The organism is Paenisporosarcina sp. OV554 (genome assembly GCF_003058165.1).
Taxonomy (GTDB): domain Bacteria; phylum Bacillota; class Bacilli; order Bacillales_A; family Planococcaceae; genus Paenisporosarcina.
Genome location: NZ_QBUC01000014.1, coordinates 1 through 25738, shown reverse-complemented (window position 1 = coordinate 25738; position 25738 = coordinate 1). Strand labels below are relative to the sequence as shown.

Annotated in this window: 28 protein-coding genes and 1 other annotated feature; of the genes, 22 read left to right on the top strand and 6 right to left on the bottom strand. The window is 36.5% G+C overall.

All coding sequences use genetic code 11. The features are described 5' to 3' along the window. Positions 1-70 precede the first annotated feature (70 nt). Positions 71-1087 carry an NADPH dehydrogenase NamA gene (namA, locus tag C8K15_RS12670; protein ID WP_108586769.1) on the bottom strand — a complete coding sequence of 339 codons (1017 nt, stop codon included), beginning with the start codon at positions 1085-1087 and terminating at the stop codon, positions 71-73. A 329-nt stretch (positions 1088-1416) separates the two neighbouring features. On the opposite strand from namA, the gene speD reads away from it, so the two are divergent. Next, the gene (gene speD / locus C8K15_RS12665; RefSeq protein WP_108586768.1) at positions 1417-2223 is read left to right on the top strand and encodes an adenosylmethionine decarboxylase; all 807 of its coding nucleotides are present in this window, start codon (positions 1417-1419) and stop codon (positions 2221-2223) included. A 100-nt stretch (positions 2224-2323) separates the two neighbouring features. On the opposite strand, the gene proC is transcribed toward speD, so the two are convergent. Next, positions 2324-3139 carry a pyrroline-5-carboxylate reductase gene (proC, locus tag C8K15_RS12660; RefSeq protein ID WP_108586767.1) on the bottom strand — a complete coding sequence of 272 codons (816 nt, stop codon included), beginning with the start codon at positions 3137-3139 and terminating at the stop codon, positions 2324-2326. Between the two features lie 54 nt (positions 3140-3193). Continuing rightward, positions 3194-3405, bottom strand: a binding site (T-box leader). A gap of 206 nt (positions 3406-3611) precedes the next feature. On the opposite strand from proC, the gene C8K15_RS12655 reads away from it, so the two are divergent. From C8K15_RS12655 to argH, 4 genes are all read left to right on the top strand, one after another. Continuing rightward, positions 3612-4556: an MBL fold metallo-hydrolase gene (locus C8K15_RS12655; protein ID WP_108586766.1), complete on the top strand. Its 945-nt coding sequence runs from the start codon at positions 3612-3614 to the stop codon at positions 4554-4556. Further along, a complete protein-coding gene (locus C8K15_RS12650) occupies positions 4543-5295 on the top strand; it encodes an SDR family NAD(P)-dependent oxidoreductase (protein WP_108586765.1) in 753 nt (250 codons plus the stop codon). Before C8K15_RS12655 ends, C8K15_RS12650 begins: the two co-directional genes overlap by 14 nt. Before the next feature lie 158 nt (positions 5296-5453). Continuing rightward, positions 5454-6662, top strand: a complete 1209-nt coding sequence (locus C8K15_RS12645) for an argininosuccinate synthase (protein ID WP_108586764.1) — start codon at positions 5454-5456, stop codon at positions 6660-6662. After that, the gene (gene argH, locus C8K15_RS12640) at positions 6659-8029 is read left to right on the top strand and encodes an argininosuccinate lyase (protein WP_108586763.1); all 1371 of its coding nucleotides are present in this window, start codon (positions 6659-6661) and stop codon (positions 8027-8029) included. Before C8K15_RS12645 ends, argH begins: the two co-directional genes overlap by 4 nt. A 288-nt stretch (positions 8030-8317) precedes the next feature. Here the strand turns inward: argH and C8K15_RS12630 are convergent, their stop codons facing one another. Then, the gene (locus tag C8K15_RS12630) at positions 8318-8920 is read right to left on the bottom strand and encodes a hypothetical protein (protein ID WP_108586761.1); all 603 of its coding nucleotides are present in this window, start codon (positions 8918-8920) and stop codon (positions 8318-8320) included. A gap of 295 nt (positions 8921-9215) precedes the next feature. On the opposite strand from C8K15_RS12630, the gene C8K15_RS12625 reads away from it, so the two are divergent. The 4 genes from C8K15_RS12625 (at position 9216) to C8K15_RS12610 (ending at position 11867) form a co-directional block, all read left to right on the top strand. Next, positions 9216-10088: an ABC transporter permease subunit gene (locus tag C8K15_RS12625; protein WP_158268312.1), complete on the top strand. Its 873-nt coding sequence runs from the start codon at positions 9216-9218 to the stop codon at positions 10086-10088. Beyond that, positions 10089-11132, top strand: a complete 1044-nt coding sequence (locus tag C8K15_RS12620) for an ABC transporter permease (RefSeq protein WP_108586759.1) — start codon at positions 10089-10091, stop codon at positions 11130-11132. 25 nt (positions 11133-11157) lie between these two features. Continuing rightward, the gene (locus C8K15_RS12615; RefSeq protein ID WP_108586758.1) at positions 11158-11376 is read left to right on the top strand and encodes a helix-hairpin-helix domain-containing protein; all 219 of its coding nucleotides are present in this window, start codon (positions 11158-11160) and stop codon (positions 11374-11376) included. Between the two features lie 68 nt (positions 11377-11444). Next, positions 11445-11867 (top strand): DUF1801 domain-containing protein, encoded by a 423-nt coding sequence (locus C8K15_RS12610; RefSeq protein WP_108586757.1) that lies wholly within the window; start codon positions 11445-11447, stop codon positions 11865-11867. 92 nt (positions 11868-11959) lie between these two features. Here C8K15_RS12610 and C8K15_RS12605 read toward each other — a convergent pair whose 3' ends face one another. Continuing rightward, positions 11960-12124 carry a DUF4083 family protein gene (locus C8K15_RS12605; protein WP_108586756.1) on the bottom strand — a complete coding sequence of 55 codons (165 nt, stop codon included), beginning with the start codon at positions 12122-12124 and terminating at the stop codon, positions 11960-11962. A 141-nt stretch (positions 12125-12265) separates the two neighbouring features. On the opposite strand from C8K15_RS12605, the gene C8K15_RS12600 reads away from it, so the two are divergent. The 10 genes from C8K15_RS12600 to C8K15_RS12560 all read left to right on the top strand — a co-directional run bounded on the left by C8K15_RS12600 (position 12266) and on the right by C8K15_RS12560 (position 21746). After that, complete coding sequence (locus C8K15_RS12600) at positions 12266-12712, top strand: cupredoxin domain-containing protein (RefSeq protein WP_108586755.1); 447 nt, start codon at positions 12266-12268, stop codon at positions 12710-12712. A 69-nt stretch (positions 12713-12781) separates the two neighbouring features. Then, positions 12782-13045 (top strand): hypothetical protein, encoded by a 264-nt coding sequence (locus C8K15_RS12595; protein ID WP_158268311.1) that lies wholly within the window; start codon positions 12782-12784, stop codon positions 13043-13045. A gap of 60 nt (positions 13046-13105) precedes the next feature. Then, positions 13106-13270 carry an ankyrin repeat domain-containing protein gene (locus tag C8K15_RS12590; protein ID WP_233260483.1) on the top strand — a complete coding sequence of 55 codons (165 nt, stop codon included), beginning with the start codon at positions 13106-13108 and terminating at the stop codon, positions 13268-13270. Positions 13271-13332: 62 nt separating this feature from the next. Further along, positions 13333-14679, top strand: a complete 1347-nt coding sequence (locus C8K15_RS12585) for a 3' terminal RNA ribose 2'-O-methyltransferase Hen1 (RefSeq protein WP_108586752.1) — start codon at positions 13333-13335, stop codon at positions 14677-14679. Positions 14680-14681: 2 nt separating this feature from the next. Next, positions 14682-17273 (top strand): polynucleotide kinase-phosphatase, encoded by a 2592-nt coding sequence (locus tag C8K15_RS12580; protein ID WP_199224112.1) that lies wholly within the window; start codon positions 14682-14684, stop codon positions 17271-17273. 307 nt (positions 17274-17580) lie between these two features. Then, positions 17581-17742 carry a hypothetical protein gene (locus C8K15_RS20120; RefSeq protein WP_158268310.1) on the top strand — a complete coding sequence of 54 codons (162 nt, stop codon included), beginning with the start codon at positions 17581-17583 and terminating at the stop codon, positions 17740-17742. 628 nt (positions 17743-18370) lie between these two features. Continuing rightward, positions 18371-19810 carry a MocR-like pyridoxine biosynthesis transcription factor PdxR gene (gene pdxR, locus C8K15_RS12575; RefSeq protein WP_108586751.1) on the top strand — a complete coding sequence of 480 codons (1440 nt, stop codon included), beginning with the start codon at positions 18371-18373 and terminating at the stop codon, positions 19808-19810. A 231-nt stretch (positions 19811-20041) separates the two neighbouring features. Then, on the top strand, positions 20042-20227 hold the full coding sequence (locus C8K15_RS12570; RefSeq protein ID WP_108586750.1) for a BshB3 potential contributor to bacillithiol synthesis: 186 nt from the start codon (positions 20042-20044) through the stop codon (positions 20225-20227). 353 nt (positions 20228-20580) lie between these two features. After that, positions 20581-21057 carry an RNA polymerase sigma factor gene (locus C8K15_RS12565; protein ID WP_108586749.1) on the top strand — a complete coding sequence of 159 codons (477 nt, stop codon included), beginning with the start codon at positions 20581-20583 and terminating at the stop codon, positions 21055-21057. A gap of 2 nt (positions 21058-21059) precedes the next feature. Beyond that, positions 21060-21746 carry a zf-HC2 domain-containing protein gene (locus tag C8K15_RS12560; protein WP_108586748.1) on the top strand — a complete coding sequence of 229 codons (687 nt, stop codon included), beginning with the start codon at positions 21060-21062 and terminating at the stop codon, positions 21744-21746. 139 nt (positions 21747-21885) lie between these two features. Here C8K15_RS12560 and C8K15_RS12555 read toward each other — a convergent pair whose 3' ends face one another. Beyond that, the gene (locus C8K15_RS12555) at positions 21886-22269 is read right to left on the bottom strand and encodes a DUF3888 domain-containing protein (protein WP_108586747.1); all 384 of its coding nucleotides are present in this window, start codon (positions 22267-22269) and stop codon (positions 21886-21888) included. 614 nt (positions 22270-22883) lie between these two features. Here C8K15_RS12555 and C8K15_RS12550 point away from each other — a divergent pair. The 3 genes from C8K15_RS12550 (at position 22884) to C8K15_RS12540 (ending at position 24939) form a co-directional block, all read left to right on the top strand. After that, entirely contained in the window at positions 22884-23228 is a 345-nt protein-coding gene (locus tag C8K15_RS12550; RefSeq protein ID WP_108586746.1) for a hypothetical protein, read from the top strand. Positions 23229-23414: 186 nt separating this feature from the next. Next, entirely contained in the window at positions 23415-24251 is an 837-nt protein-coding gene (locus C8K15_RS12545; protein WP_108586745.1) for an aminoglycoside 6-adenylyltransferase, read from the top strand. Between the two features lie 430 nt (positions 24252-24681). After that, positions 24682-24939, top strand: coding sequence for a hypothetical protein (locus C8K15_RS12540; protein ID WP_108586744.1), 258 nt, complete (start codon positions 24682-24684; stop codon positions 24937-24939). A 113-nt stretch (positions 24940-25052) separates the two neighbouring features. On the opposite strand, the gene C8K15_RS12535 is transcribed toward C8K15_RS12540, so the two are convergent. Then, on the bottom strand, positions 25053-25385 hold the full coding sequence (locus C8K15_RS12535) for a hypothetical protein (RefSeq protein ID WP_108586743.1): 333 nt from the start codon (positions 25383-25385) through the stop codon (positions 25053-25055). Between the last annotated feature and the right edge of the window lie 353 nt (positions 25386-25738).

Below are 25738 nucleotides of genomic sequence, written 5' to 3'. Positions count from 1 at the left end.
GAATTAGACGAAAAAAAGGACCGAGGAAACGGTCCTTTTTTTAATGATTTATTTGTGATATATATTTGACTTATAACCAACCACGTTCATATTGAACAGGGGATTTAATTTCTGTACGCAATTCTTTAGCTGCACGGTAAGCCCAGTAAGGATCGCGAAGCAATTCACGTGCAAGGAAAATTAAGTCTGCACGGTCATTTTTCAAGATTTCTTCTGCTTGTAGGGGTGAAGTGATCATACCGACTGCCCCAGTTGCGATTGGTGTATCATGTTTAATCGTTTCAGAGAACTTCACTTGATACCCTGGGTAAGAATCAATCTTAGCAGGGACATTAGCACCTGAACTCACATCGACTAAATCTACGTCTTGTTCTTTCATCCATTTTGTCATCGTAACAAAACCTTCTGGAGTCAAGCCACCTTCAGTGTATTCGAAAGCAGAAATACGAACGAATAATGGACCTTCCCAAATAGTACGAACTGCATCAATAATTTCACGTAGCATGCGGTAACGATTTTCTTCGCTGCCACCATATTCATCCGTGCGTTTATTCGTTAATGGAGATAAGAATTCATTAATTAAATAACCATGGGCGCCATGTAGTTCAATAACATCAAATCCAGCTTCAATTACACGTACGGTTGCTTCCTTAAAGGCTTTAACTGTATTGGCAATATCTTCTTTTGTCATTTCGTTTGGCGTTTTATATTGCTCGTTAAACGCTAGAGGGGAAGGGGCAAAGATATCACCATCCACTGTAGCTTTTCTACCAGCATGGGCAAGTTGTATCCCAGTTTTTGCGCCATTTAGTTTCATTAATTTGACGAGTTCTGTTAACCCTTTTGTATGATCGTCACTCCATATTCCTAAATCCTCTGAAGATATTCGACCCTCAGGTTGGACAGCCGTTGCTTCCAAAATAATTAATCCCACTTGGCCGACTGCTCGAGTTGGGTAATGGATACGGTGCCAATCTTCTACTTGACCATCTTTGTTGTGGCTTGAATACTGGCACATAGGCGCCATAACGATACGGTTTTTAAAGGTTACATCTTTAATAGTATATTCATCAAATAACTTAGCCATTTAATTAACTCCTCCTTTTATGTATATGAAGTAGTATAACAACTTACCCTAAACATAGCGCTTCTCGAGCTCTCTTGACAAAATGTTTCTTTTAATGCTTCCAAAGTTGGCAAGTTGCCTCCATCGAAACAATTATGATATGGTTAATTTACATAAGGGTATGAACACCGATGAATCTTGATAAGAATAATTATCTTTATTCGATGTTTCATAACAAGGGTTTTGTGGGAAAATAAAGGCAGTGGAGATAGTCCATTTTGAAGGAATAAAATGTCTTTAAGCAATAATTATTCAAAAACTATTTTTTAGAAGATAAAGGGGATCCAATAATGAGTTTAACTCCTAAGCAACGAATTGAATTACATGGTTTTAATAATTTGACAAAGTCTTTAAGTTTTAATATGTATGATATATGTTACACACGAACTAAAGAAGAACGTGAAGCTTATATTAAATATATTGATGATCAATATAATGCTGAGCGCTTAACAAGCATTTTAACTAAAGTGACTGACATTATCGAAGCTAACATTTTAAATATTGCTAAGCAAGATTATGAGCCACAAGGAGCTAGTGTAACCATCCTAGTTTCAGAAGGTCCAGTTGATGAATCGCCGATGGAATCTTTTCAAGAGTCACCAGGACCTTTTCCAGATGCGGTTGTTGGTCATTTAGATAAGAGTCATATAACTGTCCATACATACCCTGAATATCACCCTGATGAAGGTATTAGTACGTTCCGTGCTGATATTGATATTTCAACGTGTGGAGAAATATCTCCATTAAAAGCGTTAAATTTCTTAATCCATTCATTTGAGACAGATGTCATGGTGATGGATTATCGAGTCCGCGGCTTTACGAGAGATGTTAAGGGGCATAAGTTGTTCATTGATCACGAAATTAATTCTATTCAAAACTATATCCCTGAAGACTTAGAGGAAAATTTTGAAATGATTGATGTAAATGTTTATCAAGAAAATATTTTTCATACAAAATGTAAGCTAAAGAAGTTTGATTTAAATAACTACTTATTTGGCTATACAGAAGACCAGTTATCAGAAGATGAGAAAATTTCCATTACCAAGAAGCTTAAAAAAGAAATGGATGAAATTTTTTACGCGAAAAATATGTCATGAGTATTCTGAGTTGTTTCCTTTAGGAAGGCAATTTTCGAATTCATTACGTACTACAAAAAAAGGACCGATTCTCTCGGTCCTTTTTTGATTGTATTACTATTTACTTTATATAACGCTTTCCGAGTTCTCGTGAACGTGTTTCCGCGTCATTTAAACAACGAGCAAGCATGTCAGAGAAGCCACTATTTTGTAAAGCTTCAATGCCAGCTTCTGTTGTCCCGCCTGGACTGGTTACTTGTTTTCGAAGCGTGGAAGGAGTTTCATTTGATTGTTTCAACATTTCTGCTGATCCAGCGATTGTTTGAACTAGCAGGTTTCTTGCTACTTGTGCTGAAAGCCCACTTGCAACAGCCGCTTTTTCGAATGCTTCAACGAAGTAATATACATATGCAGGTCCACTTCCTGACAAGGCAGTAATCACATGTAATTCATCTTCTTCTACTTCGATTACTGATCCAATGGTCTTCAGTAGTTCAATGATTTCAGTTTTATCATTGCTTTCCATTCTTTCATTCCAAGCTATAGCACTAGCTGACATCCCAATAGTGGCAGATGTGTTTGGCATACAACGGGCAATTGGACGCTTGCCAAGCCCTTGCTCGATGGTATTCATTGGCACACCCGCAAGTATGGACAAGACAACAGCTGTTGTTGGTAAGTATGTAGCAATCGAGTTCATGCCTGCTTGAACATCTTTTGGTTTCATCGCCAATATAACCAAATCGGCTGTTTTTAAGATTTCTTTTTTTTCACAAACAAGCTGTACTCCATATGTTTCGTTAAGAGAAGCCAATTTTTCTTGATCTGATTTGTTCATGACATAAACGTTTTCCGGGGCAACTGTTGCCTCTTTCATCCAGCCATGAATCATCGCCTGTGCCATAGAACCCGCTCCAACAAATACAATCGTTTTCATTGATACTCCTCCTTTTTCTATTCTAAAACGTAAAAACATGCGCTCTCGTCCTAATAAAAGGACGAAAACGCATGTTTCCGCGGTACCACCTTGTTTTGCCCAGCTAGTGAGCACAACTTGTTCCTTCATATCGTGAAGGCACGGCCATGTTTACATGGCAGCTCCAAAGTAGGTTCATCATGTGAGTGGGAAGTGTGCCTTTCAGCCGGTGGGCACACTCTCTTCTTTCCTTCAACACAATTACTAGTCTTTATCAAAGCTTGAACTTTCTAAATTAGTGAAATTATAGACTTCCGGACCAAGAAATGTCAACTAAAAATAAATCCTTTATTAGACTAGGAGGAACCATGATTTGGTTGCAACTAACCAATTTTCTTCTATTACAATACTCTAAATTACTTGGAAACGTGACGAGAACAGAGAAAACTTGTACAATGGAGTGAATAGTGATTCATTTTAAGGAGAATGCGAAATGATACATAAACTAATAATACCTACACCATTTGCTGTAGGTGACGTAAATGCCTATTTATTAAAAGGAGATTCCTTATCATTAATTGATGCAGGTCCTAAAACACCTGAAGCATACGAAGCATTAGAACGCGGAATAAAAGAAGCTGGTTATACTTTTAGTGATATTGAACAAGTCTTTTTGACACATCATCATCCTGACCATGCGGGCTGGATTGATGCGTTTCCACAAGCCAAAGTACATGGGCATGTCTACAATGATTTATGGTTAACACGTGATCCTGCCTTTTTTGCCTACCATGATGAATTTTATTTAGAGCGATTAATAGAAGAAGGTGTTCCTAAAAAATATCACTCGTGGGTAGAGAAAATGAAACGTCCTGTGTCATACCTCGGCAATCGTCCGCTAGACGCTACGCTTGAAGAAGGTGACTTACTTCCGGGACATCCGGGTTGGAGTATCATAGAAACACTCGGTCATGCCCAAAGCCATATTTCATTTTGGCATGCTGAAAACAGAGAGATGATTGGTGGAGACCATATATTAGAGAAAATTTCCTCAAACCCATTAATTGAACCACCATTAGATCCGAGTGCTGGACGACCTCAGGCGATGCTTCAATACAACGAATCGCTTAGAAAAGTGTTAACAATGCCGGTTGAAAAAATTTATAGTGGTCATGGAAATGAAGTCTATAATGTTCATGAATTGGTTGTCCATCGTTTAGAAAGACAACGTGATCGAGCAATGAAAGTACATGCTATGATTGGACAGCAACCACTGACCATTTTTGAAATTACTCAGAAACTATTTCCAAGTGTCTATGAAAAAGAACTCGGATTGACGCTTTCAGAAACGATTGGGCAAGTGGATTACCTACTTGCGGAAGGTCTCGCAATTGAATCACGCGATCAAAATGGTGTATTTTCTTATGCACAAGCCTAAAAACGTCCTGGTAACGGGAGCTACAAGTGGTGTAGGATTACAAGTTGCTAAAGATCTTCATTCAATTGGTTACATCGTTTATGCAACTGGTCGATCGAAAGATGCTCTACAAAAACTCGAGTCGCTGGGCATTCATGCAATCGAAGCAGACTTACTTAAAGCAGATTCACTCGAAAAAGTTATTAATCAATGTCCTGCACTCGATATTGTTGTGTTTTCTGCAGGAGTTGGCACATTTGCATTAGCACACGATACAACCGATGAACAAATTGAACAGATGATGCGCGTTAATGTAACGGCACCCATGAAGTTAACGCGTAGGATTTTATCTAGTATGATAGAACGTAAAACAGGACATTTGATTTATATCGCGTCTCAGGCAGGGAAAATCGCAACGCCCAAAGCATCTGTTTATGCAGCTACTAAACATGCGCTTCTAGGCTATGCGAACGCCACACGAATGGAAGTACAACCGTACGGCATTTATGTAACGACGATTAATCCAGGCCCCATCGATTCTCCATTTCTAGATTTGGCTGATTCTACGGGAACATATAAAACATCATTGAAAAAATTTTTATTGTCCGTGGAGGAAGTTTCAAATGCGGTCGTGCGTGTTATTAATCGTCCAGTTCGTGAAGTGAATTTACCATGGTATATGGGCATTTCGAGTAAAGTGTACGGGATGGCGCCAGGAATTCTAGAACGAGTAGGTCGAGATTTTTTCATGAAAAAATAGTATTTCAAGAGAGTTGCCTATTAGGTAGCTCTCTTTTTTGAATAGTTAAACTTTTAAAATGTATGATAATACACTTGATTACATTTTTATCCCATGTTATTATTCGTGTATATTAATTCATAATAAATGAATAAACATACATTCAGGAGGAATGAAATATGAATAAAAAAGTCGTTCTCGCATATTCAGGTGGTTTAGATACGTCCGTGGCAATTCCGTGGTTAAAAGAACAAGGATACGATGTTATCGCTGTTTGTTTAGATGTTGGTGAAGGTAAAGATTTAGAGTTTATAAAAAAGAAAGCGATCCAAGTGGGCGCTGTTGAAAGTTATATGATTGATGCAAGAGAAGAATTTGCAAATGAATACGCATTGATTTCTCTTCAAGCTCATACTTGGTATGAAAATAAATATCCACTCGTTTCTGCACTATCCCGTCCGTTAATAGCGAAAAAACTAGTCGAAATTGCACATCAAACAGGTTCACAAGCTGTGGCACATGGTTGTACAGGAAAAGGTAATGACCAAGTCCGTTTTGAGGTTTCAATTAATTCACTTGATCCATCATTAGAAGTGATTGCACCTGTTCGTGCTTGGGGTTGGTCGCGTGAAGAAGAAATTGAGTACGCTAGAAAAAATAACATTCCAATTCCAATAAATTTAGATAGTCCTTTCTCAATCGACCAAAATTTATGGGGCCGCGCAAATGAGTGTGGCATTCTTGAAGACCCTTGGGCTACACCTCCAGAAGATGCGTATGATATTACGGTAGCATTAGAAAATACGCCAGATACAGCAGATATTATTGAAATCACGTTTAATCACGGTGTGCCAACTGAATTAAATGGAGTTCCATATTCGTTAGCTGAACTGATTTTAGAAGTGAATAAGGTTGCTGGAAAACATGGGGTGGGTCGTATCGATCACGTAGAAAACCGTTTAGTTGGTATTAAATCACGTGAAGTGTATGAAGTTCCAGGAGCTCATACATTACTGCTAGCACATAAAGAACTTGAAGACATCACGTTGGTAAAAGAGCTAGCTCATTTTAAACCCGTGATTGAGAAAAAATTAACGGAATTAATTTATGAAGGTTTGTGGTTCTCTCCATTAAAAGTTGCTCTTGAAGCATTCTTAAAAGAGACTCAAGTATACGTAAATGGTGTTGTACGTGTGAAATTATTCAAAGGCCATGCAATCGTAGAAGGACGTAAATCTCCGAATTCCTTATATGATGAGAAACTTGCAACGTATTCTACTAATGACGAGTTTAACCATGCATCTGCAGTCGGCTTCATTGAGTTATGGGGTCTTCCAACAAAAGTACATGCTATGGTCAATAAAGGAGAAAAGAAGGTGTTAGTATGACCAAACTATGGGGAGGTCGCTTTCAAAAGTCTGCTGAACAGTGGGTCGATGAATTTGGCGCATCCATTGGCTTTGATCAACAACTCGTGATGGAAGATTTGACGGGTAGTATCGCTCACGTAAGAATGCTGGGTGATTGTGAAATTTTACCACAAGATGATGTAACTGCTATTTTGAATGGTCTCGAGCAACTAAAAGAAAAAGCCGCAAACGATGAATTGGTTTTTGAAGTTGCAAACGAAGATATTCACTTGAATTTAGAAAAGCTACTTATTGAATTGATTGGTCCAGTTGGAGGGAAGTTGCACACAGGTCGCAGTCGTAATGATCAAGTGGCGACAGATATGCATCTCTTTTTAAAACATCGTGTAGCTGAAATCGTAGACAGTATAAAAGCATTTCAGAATGCCATCCTTTATCAAGCTGAGCAACATGTCGAAACCATTGCACCTGGCTACACCCATTTACAACGCGCACAACCCATTTCATTTGCTCATCATTTAATGGCATATTTCTGGATGCTTGAGCGAGATCAGCAACGTTTGTCCGAGTCGCTTAAACGTATAGATATATCACCACTAGGTGCCGGTGCACTCGCAGGTACGACATTCCCAATTGACCGCGATAAAGCAGCCAATTATCTCGGGTTTGAGCAAGTGTACCAAAATAGCATGGATGCTGTGAGTGACCGTGATTTCATCGTGGAATTTTTAAGTAATGCATCGCTTGTGATGATGCACTTATCTCGTTTCGCTGAAGAAATCATCCTGTGGTCGAGCCAAGAGTTTCAATTTATTGAACTCGACGATGCGTTCGCCACAGGCTCTAGCATCATGCCACAAAAGAAAAACCCTGATATGGCGGAATTGATTCGCGGCAAGACGGGTCGTGTGTACGGAAACTTATTTAGTTTGTTAACCACGCTAAAAGGTTTACCACTCACGTATAACAAAGATATGCAAGAAGACAAAGAAGGCATGTTCGACACTGTTCAAACATTGAATGGATCATTACAAATTTTCGAAGGTATGGTTCGCACGATGACAATCCATACGAAACGATTGAATGAAGCAGTACATCAAGACTTTTCAAATGCCACAGAACTCGCAGATTATTTAGCGACAAAAGGTATGCCATTCCGCGAAGCACATGAAGTGACGGGGAAGCTAGTTTTCCTTTGTATTCAGCGTAAGATTTACTTGTTAGACTTAACACTTGAAGACTTACAAGAAGCTAGTCACTTAATTGAAGATGATATTTTTGACGTAATGTCACCAGTTTCCGCAGTTAAGCGACGCAATTCCCTGGGCGGAACAGGGTTTGATCAAGTTCGTTTACAAATAGAGAAAGCTAAAACACTTTTATAACAATCAAGAAAATCCCACTTGTCGTTTAGGCAGGTGGGATTTTCTTGATGCATATTAACTCTGCTATTCATGGGGAAGGAGTTAAATCACTCAAATTACTGTGATGGAAAAAAGCTATATTCCTCAACATCGCGTATCCATACTCTTGCATTTCTTCCATTCGGATCAGCTATCCACAAATCACCTTTTACAGAACCAATATCACTTCTTCTTATCCAGGTTATTTTATTAATTGAAGGTAAAAAATTTGGCTTAAAATCCCCTTATCTTTTGAAGGAGTCGTAATTTTTATTTGTTTTCGCCTGTGAGTGTTAAAAAATATAATGAAGGTTTCGGCCGCTTTTTCGCAGCATTTGACCATTCGCTTTCAGTTACCCTCGAAACAATGAGTGAGGTATCATCAACCCAAGTAAAACCCATTTCCGCATAGTTTTTAGGAGTAAGGTCAAAAGTAAAATAAGCAGGTAGTTCCGTTACTTTTAGGTTTTTATTTTTAAATCCAAATACAATTCGTCCACCTCCAGCTATATACCCAAGAAAATCTTGGTTATAAGTCCACTTTGGCGTGAATCCAAGATCATAGAAGATTTTTCGATGCTTTTCTGTCTCTACCTCATAAATACATAATTCATTTTGAGTCACCTTATTTTCATTAATTGTTTCAGATACTTCTTTTTGATAAAGGGGTATCTTTCCGTCGAATGACCATTGTGGTGGGTGAGAGTATGATGCTTTTTTATCAGTCACCATTTCTATTTTGTCATTTCCTTGTATCCACAAAAATCCATTCTTAATAAACGCTACTTTCACACTTGGAGTTTCCGGTTCGGCATCGATAATGGATGGTGAAATCAAACATAAGATAACAAGAATATGAAATAATTTTGCCATAAAACCACCTCTTGACTCATTTGTTCTCCCAAAAATGAAAAATTAATTATAAATGAATATTCACCTTAACTGTTGATTAATTTCATTTTGAAAAGAAGCATTTTTTTGTTTATCATAAGAATCAATTTGGTTGAGGGAGGATTTGGAAGTTAAAAGACGAATAACTTTATATTAACGGAAGGCTATTATAATGTGGTAGAGCTCTGAAAAATTATCTGTCTATTTCCCCAAAGATATATGGCAATATTAACTTTAAATGCATATCTTTGGTTTTGTTGTTAATGGGGGGATTTTTATGAGTTCTATTTTTACTGTTTTGACACGTTTTTTATATGTTGTAATCGGTATTATTCTGATAAGTGCTTTTGTCGGGTTATTTACTAATGGAATCCAGCTTGAAATTACATTGTTTGTGGACAATGTACTTCACATTATGAAATCCTTGGTTTTCCCTGAAAATCTAATGATTTTGGGTCCAACAAATCGACAGTATTCAATTTTCATAAATTTTTGGGATTATTACTTTTACTCTCTAATCATTTTCCTAGCGGCATTATGCATTTCGATCATCATTGGTTTATTCATCACTTATGTAACAATCCTATTGCCGCAAAAATTAAATGATGTTGTATCTAGAATTATTTCTTTGCTGGAATCCTTACCTGATTTATTCATCATTATCGTCATTCAATTTTCAGTGATTTATTATTTTAATCAAACAGGCACCTTACTATTTCCTGTTGCTGGCTCTTCACAAAACAATACCTATTTCTTACCAATATTTTCATTGGCTCTAATTCCGTCCTTTATGATCTATAGGATTAACCTCCATTTAGTTAATGAGGAGTGGAAAAAGCCATACATTGAGTTAGCCAAAAGCAAAGGCTTTAACAAAAGCAACATTTTTTTCTCTCATGTATTAAGAAATATAGCCCCTAGTACTTTTAGTCATAGTAAATCGATTGTTCTGTATTTATTATCATCAATGGTGATTTTTGAGAAATTATTCAACATATATGGGATCTTTACTTTTATTACGAGTTACCCAAACCCTAATGTGATTGCATTCGCATTAATCATGTTTTTCCTGCCTGTGTTCATTTTATATGCGCTTATTACCACGCTGATTGAAAAAAAATACTGGCCAAAGATTGGAATGGTGATATAAATGTACATTGTGAAAAGGCTGTTTATTAATAAGCTGTTTTTAACTGGATTTGTCATCATAAGCACGATGTTTTTGGTCAGTATACTTTACTTTCTCATATTTAATGACCGCATTCCCACAACACCATTACTATTTGATAGCAGTGGAAAACCTCTTCCAGCTCCGTATAGTTTGAAGATATTCCCTCCTTTTGGAACAGACAACTTCGGTAGAGATTTATTTATTGTGATGATAGTCGGTGCGAAGTATACGATTGCTGCAGGACTAATCATTACTTTTTTACGAGTTTTCCCATCCATATGGATTGGATTATTCATTCATTTTTTTCTTCAGAAGATAGAGAGACCACTTAAATCTATTGCAGATGCATTAAATTACTTCCCAATCACATTATTGGCTTTCTTGCTTTTGAATGTGATTCTTGTCCAAGAAGTCATGATCTATAATATTGATGGAGTATTAGTGAACGGACCTGAGCCGTTGCCTTATTGGAATCGGGTTGTACTTTTTTTAGTTGTATTGGCTTTACTTTTCATTCCAACAAATTCAATATTAATATCAAATGAGGTAAAAGCTATTTATAACAATGAATTCATCGAAAGTTCAAGGACGCTTGGTGCAAGTAATTGGCGAATAGTTACAAAGCATATAAAACCCTTTTTGGTTCCTCAATTAGCTATTATATTTTTAAGAGATTTTATCCAAACACTGATTCTAATGTCACATATAGCTGTATTGGGCCTTTTCATTGGTGGATTTACAAGGAAAGACGATTTATTTGGACAGCCTGATAAGCTCTCGAATTCAAATGAATGGTCAGGGTTGCTCGGCATGTGGTGGGATTTTCTATGGACATCCTACCCTTGGATAGCCTTTATCCCAATCATCTTCCTATCGATACTAATACTGTCCGCTAAAGGTATGATGGAAGGGCTTACGAATGTATTAACAGCTGTGGATCGGTTGAGGGAACCTACTGAGAAAAGAATAGAAACAGGTTTTATCAAAAGCGATAACCCTTTTCAAAGAGTTAAACTTTATTAGATACATATAGAAGGGATGGCGAAAAATGGCTATAAACAATAGCAGTATAAAAAGTGACCTTCCAGCTGAACTAGCGAAGCCAGCACGTAGAGCACTTGAGGGAGCTGGGTATTTGCAGCTTGAGCAATTCACCAAACTTAGTGAAGTTGAAGTGTTGAAATTACATGGTATGGGACCTAAAGCACTTGAGCAAATTCGTAGAGCTCTTAACGACAGAGGTTTCTCCTTTAGAAATGAATCTTAAATAGAAATTTGATATGCCTACTAAGCTTTTTTAAACAAATCTAATTATGATGAGGAGATATTTTATTTATGTACGAAATAAAAACGAAGGAAACAGAAAGTAGTGTCATTGAGTTCCTTGAAAATGTCGACAATCTAAAAAAGCGAGAAGATGCATATAAATTATTAGATGTTTTTTTTGAAACGACAGGTTTTCCTGCAAAGATGTGGGGACCAAGTATTATTGGATTCGGATCATATCATTATAAATACGAATCTGGCCACGAAGGGGATACCGCTCTAGTTGGTTTTTCACCTCGGAAAGCAAAGATCAGTTTGTATTTTGCAACAGGTAATGCTAAGCGTGATGAATTATTAAAAGACTTTGGAAAACATACGTCAGGAAAAGCTTGTGTTTACATCAATAAAGTAGCGGATATTAACGTAGATGTCTTGAAAGCTCTAATCAACCAATCTGTCACTTTCTTACAAGATACTTATCCGAACCGGTAAAGAGCTGCTTAGTCAGCTCTTTTTTAAATTGAATAGATGTAAAAAGAGCATCATTTAGAGGCTAATTAAATTACATAGGATAAAAAAGTGAATTAATTAACCTTTTCTTTCTCAGGTAAATTTATAATTTTATCAAGGCGACTTTTCCGAGCATATGAATTGACCAACAGTCTTCGTATAAACAATACGAATGATAATATTCCTATTGTGAAAAGAATTAAAATAATAATCTTATAAAAAATGTCACCAGTATTCATCCTTCAACCACAGAAAACAGATTTGGTTAAATATACCACATTTATAAACTTGAATTTACAGAACAATAAAATGAGTTTTCAGAATTTGTTTGTAACTTAATTTTATTTAGACCGTCTTCTAAATAAATGGGGGGACTTTACATGAGAAAATGCTTTTTACTTTTTTTAACTGGACTTAGTCTGATGGGGTGTTCAAGTGATGGACTGTCGGGAAAAAAACCACCTGGAACCACGATAGAGATTGGTAATAAAACGTTTGAAACAACACTCGGAACTTATTGTTGGGGAAATACCTGTGTTGATACCGCTGGACCCATCTACCTTTTAGAAGGAAAAGAACCTATCAAGGTAAAACAGGGTGAAATAATATCTTTAGTAATGGACTATAATCCAAAACCAAATGAATTCTATTTAGGACAAATCAGTGAGAATAAGGAAACTGAAGTTGTGATGAAAGATAATCAATTTACCGCTCCTACACAAAAAGGAGTATATTATTATTCATACGGTGTCTGGTGGATGGACGATAAAGCTAAGAACGTTTCTAATGGCGATTCCTTCTATGCCTTTGTTATAGAAGTAAATTAGTGTTTCAGTAATCCTAAATTTTTATTTAATAGCAGCAAAGAAAAGGTGAGGACTGTGGTTAGTTTTTTATTGGATATAATTGCAGGGGTGTTAGGCGGTACTAGCATTGACAATAGTTTGGATACGAGAAAAATTGACCGGAATATTGTTCGGTTAAAAGAACTGGATTGGTTTAAAACAATATATGATGAGGAAAGATATCATCGTTTGTTTTTTATAAATAGAAACATTCGAGGGTATTTGCAAAGCAGAAGTCGGGTTAATAAAATTATTCGCAGCGAACAAGCCCAAATTAAATTTATGCGTTTTCTCGATAAACAAATACAATCGTAATTTATTAGAAAGAGCGTTAAAGGTACATCTAAGCTGTCTATGTGACATACTACTCCTTTGATGATTGCTAGTTGTTACGACCAATTTGAAATCGTGAAGTTGCTTGTACAAAGATCTGCGGATATCAATGCAAAAGCTGACGATGGAAATTCTGCCATCTCTTTTGCAAAGGAATATGGAAATGAGGAAGTCGCTGTTTTTCTAAGTAAGCAAGGTGCAGAATAGTTTTATTATAAACCTCATTCTTCATCAAAAAAGGATTTCGTTGTAAGAAAGGAGCATACCAAATGCAATTAACAATTCAAGCTTCAGGTGACAACGTTAAAGCCATATCATATTTATTGTCAAAGAACCCAAGCAATCTTTATGAGAGAAATCACAAAGGGCATCTCGTACGGCTATTTTATAGTAAGTTTACGGAGACAGAGCTGGAAGTGACGATCTTTGTAACTCCAGATCCAATTGAACTAGTAAAAAACAATTCAAATTCATATGACATTACGCATTACATAAACGATCGGGAGTTTGCAGTGAGCAGCATCTTTTGTTCATTTATCAGGTCTGCACTAGGTACTGCATTGAACGGTCAGCCGAGGGAAGAACATATAAAATGGGTAGATTATCCGTTTCCTTTCAACTTCGAGTTTGGGCCAGTAGTGTCTACATTATCAGATGAAGAATTAAAAAATCTATTCGAGCCGATTGGATATGAAGTAACGATTACCCGACCAGAAATTGAATACTCGTTTCAAGTAAAGGACAAGAGTTCTGCAAGATACATTTCAATAGAAGGCGTGAAGACACTGCAAGAAGGGTTGAGACATCTCTTTGTATTGATTCCGGTTATCGATAACTACAAGCATTATTTCATTGATGAAAAAGAAATCGAAAAACTGGAGAGATATGGAGAAGGCTGGCTGGAACAGCATCCGTTGCGTGATCTGATTTATCGTAAAGCTCTCAGGTTTAAAGAAATTTACAGCTTAGTGGAAAACTCGGGTAGAGAAGAGAAAAAGGTAGAACCGGTGAAAAAGGTCCGATTAAATGAGTTGCGCTATGAAAGAATCGTTGATACCGTGAGCCGAATGAAACCCAAAACTGTCGTGGACTTCGGTTCGGGCGAAGGCAAGCTTTCCGTACAGCTTGGTTTCGTGGAAGGCGTAAAAGAAATCCTGGCTGTTGAACCGTCCGAGTCTGAATCACTCAAAGCATTGAATCGATTCAATAAAGTGAAGAATATAGATGAATTTGTAGTCCCGGAAATACTTTGGGGTTCTCTCTTTTACTATGATGAAAGATTGAAGGACAAGGATATCATCATTTTGTGTGAGGTGATCGAGCATATCGACGAATACCGTTTGCCGAAGGCGATGGATACTGTGCTGAATGACTATCAGCCGGGTGCCCTGATTATTACAACGCCAAACCGGGAATACAACGAGGTATACGATATGGAAGAACATCTCCGTCACAATGACCATCGGTTTGAATGGACAAGAGAGGAATTCAGTCGATGGTGCACAGAGCGAAATCACAGAAATGACTATGAACTTCTGTTTGATGGGATTGGCGAGGAGCATGAAACTCATGGCTTCCCTACACAAATGTGTGTGTTCAAAAGAAAGGAGGACTGATTATGCAGATTAGATTGCCCCATGCAGGAATTGTTTTGCTTATTGGTCCATCCAATAGCGGAAAATCTACGTTGTTAAAAAGGATGATTGAAAAAAATGAAATTCTTCTATCAGAGGTCATAAGTTCAGATGACTTTAGGGTTTTGGTAAGTGATATTGAATTCATTGAATGGCGTGACAGACCGAAGGATGAAGCAGACAATTTGATGGACGAATACCAGACCATCTCCAAGGAAGCTTTCTCAATGATGGATTCAGTTATTGATGCTAGGTGCCGCCTGAATAAACTGACCTTTGTGGATGCAACTCACCTTCATCCGGATGATCGAAAAAGATACATTGCCTTGGCCAGAAAAAACAATGTCCCTATTTTATCCATTGTTTTTGATATAGCCGAAGAAGAATTACTTGAACGGGATGAAAGAAGAGACAATCCGCGTGGGAAAAAACGTATTAAACAGCAATATCAGACATTCAAAAGGGAAAAGAACTACCTGAAAAAAGAAGGATACATATCCGTTTATACAATAAAGGGACCGGATAATCTGGAATTTATCAGACGTACAAACCCGATTGAAAAAGATATCCAGCATGGAATCGACATTATTGGAGATATTCATGGTTGCTTTGAGGAAATGATTCGCTTGCTTGAACAATTAGGCTATGAAAAGAATCAAGAAGGTCTCTATTTTCACCAGCATGGCCGGAAATTTATTTCCATAGGTGACGTTATGAGCAGAGGGCCACAATCACTTAATACCATCCTCTTTTTCCATGAGCATGTTGAGCAAAACCTAGCTTATATGATTGACAGCAATCATGGTTGGAAAATTGCAAGGTGGCTGGATGGAAGAAACGTTACCCTGAACCATGGCGACGAAAAAGTGGAAGACGAATTAAAGGCGTACGAAATGGAATATGGAAGTGAAAAAACAGAAGAGATAAAACAGGTACTTAAGGATTTTCTTCTTCGAGCTCCCTCCCATTATGTATTTACGAAGAATGGGATTCGGACTCTGATTTGTGCTCATGCCGGTATAAAAGATGAATTCATCGGGAAACAATCGGAGGCAATAAGTGACTTTTGCCGCTATGGTGATACGGATGGGTTTAACGAAAAAGGAAAGCCAGTGCGTAAAGATTGGTTTATCTCACATAAGAAAAGTTCCCTGATTGTTTGGGGGCATGATCCTAAGCCTACCCCTCTTCTAATCAATAACACGATTAACATCGATCAAGGAGTAGTATTTGGCGGTTCATTGACTGCTTTTCGTTATCCTGAAAGAGAATTCATCTCTGTAAAAGCGAAGCAAGACTACTCAGGAACTCCTGACAATCCCTTAAAAGAATGGGAGAAAAATCGCTTGAATCCGCCGAATATAGGTAAGTTCATCAATGGCTATTCAGTACTTACAGAAGAAATGGGAGAAGTTAAAATACATCAAGACATCGTAAAACCTGCAATTGACACAGTATCTCATTTCACGATACCAATTGAACAATTAATCTACATTCCACCAACGATGAGCCCAACCCCAAAACCATCATCTATAGAAGGGTTCCTGGAGCATCCAAAAGAAGCAATAGACTATTACAAGAGCCAAGGGATTCAAACCATGGTTGCGGAAAAGAAACATATGGGAAGTCGTGCAATTCTGTTCTTGTTCAAAGATATGGAATCCGCCAAAAAGCATACAGGCATAGAGTCACTAGGAGTCATCTATACAAGAACAGGCAGACGATTTTTCGATGTCGCTACTGAAGAACAAATAGTTGGCCGGATCAATCGGGATTTGCATGAAAATGGCTATTTTGAAACGTATGATACAGATTATTTATTACTTGATGCTGAAATCATGCCTTGGAACTTGAAAGCAAAAGAGCTGATTAGCAGCCAATACGCGCACGTATCTGAAAATGCAATACTAGACCGAATGAAGCTGAAGGAAAAAATTGAATCAGCTGTAAGTGGGAATGAAGCCTTAAAAAGCTGGTTGGAAGAATACAAACAAAAGCTTGAAAATGCACATACATTTAAAGAAGTTTTCCAAAAATACTGCTGGGAAATAGAAGATGTGGACTCCATTCGAATTGCCCCATTCCATGTCCTGGCTCACAGCAACCAGACATTCTTTGACCGGCCCCACACATGGCACATGGAAATGAACCGGAATTTTTCAAGGCTATCCAGCATGTTTGTTGAAACGGAGTACAAAGTCATTAAGGACGTGGCGAGTGAGGAAGAAGTCATTAATTGGTGGCGGGACATAACTCGCGAAGGTCACGAAGGTATCGTCATCAAGCCGGAATTCTACACTGCAAGGAATAAAGGGAAGCTGCTGCAACCTGCCATAAAAGTAAGGGGAAGAAAATATCTCAACATTATCTATGGGATGGATTACTTGCTGCAGGAAAATCTTGAGAGGCTTAAGAATAGAAATACAGGAAAAAAACAAAAACTTGCGCTTAAAGAATTTTCACTTGGAGTAGAAGGTATTAAACGGTATGTGAATGGAGAATCAATTGAAAGAGTTCATGAATGTGTGCTTGGGACATTGTCAATGGAGTCAGATCCTGTAGACCCAAGATTATAATTTTGAGTAGACATACATGATAAAAAATGAAAGGAGTTCAAGTCCTATGGCTTGAACCCTTTTTTGATATTGTATCTGTTTCATAAAAGTTTTAAAAATTTAAATGCACGGATGCCGACAGAGCAAATGTTAACCGAGGGACCATCTATCTTCATTATCTGGTTAAATTCGATCTCTGGATAAGCTCATTGAAGAACATATTAACGAACTACGTGAAATGTGCGAATCGGAATCTGAAACTAATTCTTCAGATGGGAGTGTGAGCTGGTTCGGATATTTTAAAAGTCATCTTTTATTCTTTTCGGCGATGTTAGCTAGTAAAGGAGCCCCTTTCTTTCGTAGCCGGTTTCTTGAGTTTGTCATCGAAGATATCAAGAAAGAATGGAATATAACAGAAGGAAAAAATCGTGGTTTAAGCGAAGATATTATTCTTGAATTTTTTGGAAGGGACAGTGGAGTGGTGGTTTAAGAATGGAATGCCTTATCCACCTCATGTCATGGAAGAACAAATAGGGATATTGTTTGAGATGAATTTATAGGTATCTCTTATGAAAAACGTACCTCAATTTAGTGAGGAAGAAAGAGAATCATACCTAAGAGGATGCCTTAACAAAAATATTGTCACTTACTATACAATAAAATTCGATTGTAAAGGATTGTACTTAAGCTAACGGCTGCCTCCATGGCAGCTTTTCTTATAGAATTAAAATGTAAGAATAGAATTAACTTTAAAACCTAACTTTAAAATGTCTTTTTAGAGGACAATACCGTTAATCTTGTTCATCTAACGGACGCTTTGATCCATGAAGGATTAACGCATTTTTTGTTGAACTATTTAATATGGCAAAACAGCGATAAGGAAAACCCTATCGCTATTTTTCGGGTCATTTTTCAAAGGAGAGCTGTTTTGCCGAGCCATCTAAGAAAAGCAGAAGTGAAAGAATATTTCATAAGGCAAATTTGGCGCATAGCGATTAATTTTTCTCCAGGTGTTATTGGTGCCATAATAGAGACAAGCAAAGGAAGTAGTAACTAGATCGTGACATAAAACACAATATCAACTTCAATGATAAATGTACTAAAGGGGAATGTGAAAAATGAACTGGATGCCGGATAGAAATGCCAAGAAAGCGATCTATAAACAGCTTGCGGATTATATCGAAGCAGGAATTTCGGATGGTACTTTTCCGCATGATAAACCACTTCCGTCGGAAAGGTTCTTGGCCAAGGAATATAACATTAACCGCAGTACAGTTGTGTCGGCATACGATGAATTGGAATCTAATGGGCTTATCCAAAGAAAAAGAGGAAGCGGAACAACAATTAATAAAGATATATGGGGAATTACGAAGAAACGGATTCCGAGTTGGAATCGATATATTGAGGCTGGCTCTATTTTGCCCAATTTACCGGTAACCCAAAAAATCCGAAAAGAAGTGGCTGATCATAAATTGATCAATTTAGCTAGTGGAGAATTGTCAGAAGATCTCTTCCCATTAGGCTCGCTGAGAAGTATTGCATCAAACAGGTCATTTGTCGGGAGCTTGGGCTATGATCACCCTCAGGGAAATGTGATATTAAGAAATACAATTGCAAAACATGTGATTCATGAAAGGAAATTGGAGGGAATTGATCCGTCCTCAATCCTTATTACCTCGGGTGCACAGCAGGCTTTGCATTTAGTCATCCAATGCCTGTTAAAGCCGGGTGATGCAGTAGCTATAGAGAATCCATCGTATTCTTACAGTCTCCACATATTCAAATCTGCAGGCATCAGGACATATTATTTGCCTATGGACAAAGAAGGGATTAATCCGGATGACTTAGTATCCTTATATAAAAAGCATAAAATCAGAATGATTTTCCTGAATCCTGCTTTCCAGAATCCAACTGGTACATCTCTATCCCATAGTAGGAGAAAAGCTGTTTTGGACATATCAACTAAGTACGGAATTCCCATTGTGGAAGATGATCCATACAGTTTAACTTCCTTTATGGGCGATAAAGTCAACACATTAAAGTCGATGGACTCCCATGGGAATGTCCTGTATATAAGTTCATTATCAAAAATCGTGGCTTCCGGATTGAGGATTGGGTGGATTATAGGTCCAAAAGCGGTTATTGAACGATTGACAGATGCGAAGCAGCAGATTGATTTTGGACATTCGAGCTTCACTCAATGGATTGCAAATGATTTCCTGGAATCAGTAGACTTTCCTGCACATATAAAAAAGTTAATCATGCAGTTGAAAAAGCGAAGAGATCAAATAGTCAAAAGCCTTAGATTTTTTTTAGGAAATCAAGTTGATTTTCATGTTCCCGAGGGCGGCATTCATATATGGTGCAAGTTGAGAAAAGAAATTGATGAAATGAAACTACTTGAAGAATCCATAAAAAGAGGGATTATATATGTTCCCGGAACAACAATGGGTTCAGAAAAGGGATATGTCCGTTTTACATATGCGAGGGAAAATGAAGAAAATATACATGAAGGAATAAAACGATTTGCAGAAGCCTTGCAGGTGGTTCAAGAGTAATTTTATTTTTGTAAAGAATCATGATTTATACAGTGTGGAAGTGGATGGTATAATTAATGGCGAAATGGATGGTCATAAATTTAGTAAATCCTTTATGATAATAATATGCGATAGAGCAGTAGGAAAAAGTAGAAATTCAATTTTTGTATCAAGAGTAATCATTTCAATGATTGAATGCAAGGATAGATTCTAAGAGAACGTTTACTATAAAGTTGACTTCAAGGAGGAAATATGAACAATCTCATTATATTAATTATCGTTGCCATCATTATGGGTATCGCTCTGGTAAGTACACTGTTAATTACAAAGGAAAGAGACGCTGTTTATAGCAGTGAAAAAAGTATGAATAACCAGGCATGGATGTATATCGCTTTAATTCCAGTACTGGTCATTGTAGGGTTGATTTTTTGGTTTTAATATAGCTGCCATATTGGATGGACTATTCAATATGAAGAAATCGGACAGGAAAATGCTCCTGTGCGATTTTTTGCGTGTAGTGGGTTCTTAAACTACGAATACAAGATATTTGAATAACAATGGAGGCGTTGATCCAAGAAGGATTAACGCTTTTTTTGTTGAACTTATTGAACTAACGGGGCAGGTTAGTGAAGAAGGGCTTCGGTTTTATACAGAAGTCGTAACAAACAAAAGGAATTCTATTTCCAAATAGATGATATGACTTGATGGCAGACCTATACGTCTGCCAATTTTTTATATTTTTGTAACGAAACCCTCTTAACTTAGTCTTATTTATGAAAGGAGGTTGAAATGTGACTGACTTTGAGAGTATTTATAGTCAATATTTTCGAGATGTTTACTCGTTTGTACTATTGTTAAGCCGTAACGAAAAGGTCGCAGAAGAAATAACACAAGAAACATTTTTCAAGGCTTTAAAAAACATTGATAAATTCAAAGGGAATTGCAAACTCAATGTTTGGCTTTGTCAAATAGCCAAAAATACATACTTTACTTATCTCGACAAACAAAAACGATTTGATACAGACGAAATACCAGAAGCAAGTGAAAATAGGATTGAAGAAATGATAATAAATAAGGAAGAGACTTTCCGTTTACACAAGGTCTTACATCGCTTAGAAGAGCCTTATAAAGAAGTCTTTACGTTAAGAGTATTTGGAGAACTTTCATTAAAACAAATAAGTGAACTTTTCGAGAAAACAGAAAGTTGGGCGAGAGTCACATTTTACCGAGCTAAACGTAAAATTCAAGACTTGCTAAAGGAGGAATAGAAATGAGTAAAGTATCATGTGAAATCGTTAAAGACATGCTTCCATTGTATTATGACAACGTTTGTAGTGATGACAGCAAAAGAATGGTAGAAGAACACCTTGTCGAGTGTGATAGTTGCAAAATGGAATTAGACAGAATACAAGCTGATTTTAAATTACCAAAAGAAGAAATTGAAAGAAATAATAATGATGGTAATGTTATAAAAAATATATCTTCTTTTTGGAACCGTTCAAGAGCCAAATCATTTATTAAAGGGGGAATAATTAGTGCATTATTATTGTCGCTTATCACATTAGGGTATTTCGGTTTGTTTCATTGGCACATAACTAACGTTCCAATCGATGTGGTAGAGATAAAGGACGTTAGTGAAATGTCAGATGGCAAAATCGTCTATTATTCCGAGATAAATGATGGGTATAGTTTGAATAGGTTAAAATACGATATGGATAAGGAAGGAAACTTTTATATCACTCCTTTACGGCCAATGATAAAGCAAAAGGCACAATCACTAAATGTTTTGGAAAAGGGATATGAATTTATTGACATTAAGGAACAAGAAATATTTCGTGGTGAGGAGATAAAAACGATTAATTATGGAACGCCAAAAGAAAAAATTTTGATTTGGAAAAAGGGGATGGAATTGCCCAAAGCAAGCGAAGAAATAGAAAATATGTTTGACTTTAATTAAAAGTAAGGCAATTTTGTTCTTCAACTAACGGGTGCTTTAATTAACGATCATCGAGATGCTTGAGCAGCCCTTTTACTTATTGAACTAACGGGGCAGTTTAGTGGAATATTATTTATAATTCGGGAGGGTATTCATATGTCTATAGGTGCGTGTGATTTATCAATTTAACCGTAGGTCCAGCAGTAATTTCATAGGTCATTCGGTCTTTCCCAATTGGAACCCATTGTCCACCATCGGTAGGCTCTATTTCAAATGTAATTTGCAATTTAAAGCTACGAAAGCCATCAACTCTTCTTGTTTCTTTCACTTCAATTCTCCAAGGAGCGACAATAGGTGAAAAATCCTTAAAAACGTTCGGATAATAGTAGTTACGCAAGTCTTTTTCAATATAAGGTATAAGCATACTCATAAGCATATCCTGTAACCTAAGTTCTTCAGAGTCTTGAGTTGGTTTAGCTGATGAAACGATTGAAGAAGTAATAAGAACAAGGAATAGTATAAAAACGATTAACATCTTTTTCATTCTTTTAAAACACCTCGTTAAGAATTTTTCTAATTAATTGTATTGTTACCTTTTCTGAATAAAGTATGTGCTTATTGAACTAACGGGTGCTTTAGTTGAAGAAGAAATCCAAAGAGAAATTATCTTTCTAAAAACAAGCTGAGCCCAATTCAATGCGAATTTGGCTCATTTTATGTTTAATTTGTTTTGTACTAGATAACTGAACAGGTCACTATTTTAATAGGCCGGCTCTTCTTCTTGTATTGGAATACTTCTCATATAAAGCTTTAACGCAAATAACCCACCATTCTTGTAACGCCCAAAACCCTTGATATATAAAGGTTTTGGGCGTTTTTGTTTAGGTGTTAATGTTATGGAATGAAGGATTAACGCTTTTTTTGTTGAACTTATTGAACTAAACGGGGCAGGTTAGTTGAATAAGAAGGGATTTTTAGAATGGTATGATTAAGTAATAATTTTTTTTTGAGTAAGGCAGAAATAATGGGGTGTATAAATAGTATTTCATTTTGAACTAACGGAGGCGTTTCAATGAAGAATAGAAACGTTTTTTTACTAACTAGGAAGGTTACTTGAAGAGGATAATTTAATAGTGAACTGAAAGGAAGGGAAATACCATGAAAAAACCGTTCGGTTGGACACTTACTTTTACTACGCTTTTGACAAGCGGAGTTATTTATTATTTCGTTACACTTTCTCTATACGAACCGTCAGAGGATCTATATAATTTCCCTGTTCCTAAAAATGCTGAATTAGTTCAAGAAAATGTCCATGGGAAAAGTTATGATTGGACCCCTACATCTGAAGAAAATGGAATCCCATTTGGATATGAATTAGCTCTTAAAGCGAATGGTTGGAAAAAAGGAGAAAGCGATGGTGCTTCAACTTATTATAAGAAAGGGGCTAAGAAAATTGATTTGATTTCATCTACAAAACATTTGAACATCCTTAAAGGGAAATGATTTGTTAGAAAAAAATCACTTAAGCTGCTCCTTTCTTCTTAAACTAAGGCAGCAGATTTGTGTATTATGGTACATCTCTACAATAAGTCATATTAAACTAACGGGACAGGTTAGTTGAAAGAAGGGATTTTTTCTTTATTAGCGAATAATATTTCAAAAGCATCTAATTAAAGGAGTTGGTTTGTTGTGTGTGATTTTGAAACAAAACACAGAAAAAGAGATTTGGAAATTCCGAAACATCGTCAAACTTTACTAAATGCAATTGAACAAGATTTGCTAAGTGATGGAAATGTTTTAGCCGTTTTTTATGGAGGTTCATTAGGGAATCAAAATACAGACTTGTATTCTGATATTGACCTTCGTGTAGTAGTCAAAGATGAAGTGTTTGAAAAATATAGGTTGAACAAAAAACAGAGAGCTAAAAACTGGGGTAAGGTTTTGTTTTTCGAAGACTTCCCTTGGGCAACACACAGTATTGCTCACTATGATACTTTTATTAAGGTGGATACCTTTTATTATAAAGTGAAAGACATTCAGTCATCAGTCTGGCTTAAAAATATCAAAATTGTCCACGACACTGATGGATTGGTGAATGATGTATTAGAAAAATCAATGAGTTTATCCTATACTCCATCTGCTCAAGAGGTAGAGATTTGGAGAACAAAATTTTTTGCTTATGTTCACGAAGCATATCGAAGAACAATGAGAAAAGAATTTTATTATGCTCTAAATTGTATAGATAACTTACGATTGTCGATGACAACAGCTTGGTATATGGAAGCAGGAATACAACCTAATACTTTTGGAGATTGGGCAAAATTAGAAGGCGCAAGGAGTAAACTGCAAGATTGGCAATTAGTTCTTCTTGCAAAATGGCTTAGCAGTAGAGAACCAAATGAGATACAGAACGTAATAAAAACTATAGTACCCGAATTTATAAAAACACATAAGAGTTTATGTGAAAAACTTGGGATTGACGAAAACCCTGAACGGGTAGATGAAATTTTAGATATGGTTGTATGATGATAAAAACACCTGTTCGCGGGGTTTTTATTGCTTCCCTTCTTAAACTAACGGGTGCTTTAGTTGAATAAGCAACCCAATGAGAAATCATCTTTCTAAAAACAAGCTGAGCCCAATTCATTTACGAATTTGGGCTCAGTTGTATTTTTTATTTTAATTTTGAACAAGATAACTGAACATGTCACTATTTTAATACGCTTGCTCTTTTTCTTGTATTGGAATACTTCGCATGTAAAGCTTTAACGCAAATAACCCACTATTTTTGGAACGCCCAAAATCCTTGATATATAAAGGTTTTGGGCGTTTTTATTAAGATATTAAGGTTATAAAAAGAAGGATTAACGCTTTTTTTGTTGGACTTATTGTACTAACAGGGCTGGTTAGTTGAAGATGGTAAAGAGAAAATATATAAATTAGGGGAGATTATAACTTGGATGGAATTATGGGGGTCTTGTTGGGTACATTAGGTTTGTTTTATCCATTACTTATAGCATCAGTCATTACTTTTGTATTTGCACTTATAAAGCGTTCTTGTATTTGGATGTTGTTAAGTGCAATCTTACTATATCCCGATGCTTGGTTTTTTAGTGGTTATCCGCCATTTCCTTGGGCGAAATTTGTTCCTTTAATTCAGGTGATATTGGCTATAGTTTTTTATCTATTGAAAAGAAATAAATCGATAACATAGTTTTATTTAATTATGGGGTTATTAAGCTAACGGATGCAATTGCGAAATAAGATCAGTCGTTTTTTTCCTAACTAATAGTAAAATAAAACCGAGCCGGTTTTATTTTCTGTATCTCATTTTCCTATTCGATAAAATCCGGCTATAAACCCACCATTGGCAGTTTCTAAATATGCATTGTATGGTTTGTCTTCTTCTAACTCAATTATACATCGGATCATTTCAACGCTATTAGTTGCTTCAAAAACAGCTGCATCGAAAGTCATTTTTTTGAATTTAGTTAAATCAAGTTTAACTTCATGTTTTTGATCAGTATGAATCCAGCAAGATTCAGTATTAATCTCGTAAAAGTTAAGAGTTACATCATGTAATACAATATTATCACCGACGACTAAGTTATGTTTCAGCTTTTTGTTTGTTAAATATTCCAACAGTGTAACTAGTGCCATGGTCTCAACTCCTTTATGTAGTTAGTTGAGTATATGGTTGGAAGTAAACAAAAATGAACAACATTGTCCCTGAACGAGTCATTACAATAAAAGTGAATATATCCGTGTAAGTAGAATTGATTATTACGCTGTAAGAACCTATTTTTTAACCAAAGAGGAATTTCCTTATTGGTAGCTTTTAAGGTGCTTTATGCAATAGAAGAAATAAAAATCGACCTATAAGGAGGGCACTGCAAAACGAATACAGAAATTAGGGGAAAGCGCTAGATTCGCTTTTCCCTTTTTCGTTATAATAAATAAAAAGCTCTGAAAGTGTGTGTTAATCATGTTAAATCAATCAAAACAAACTACTT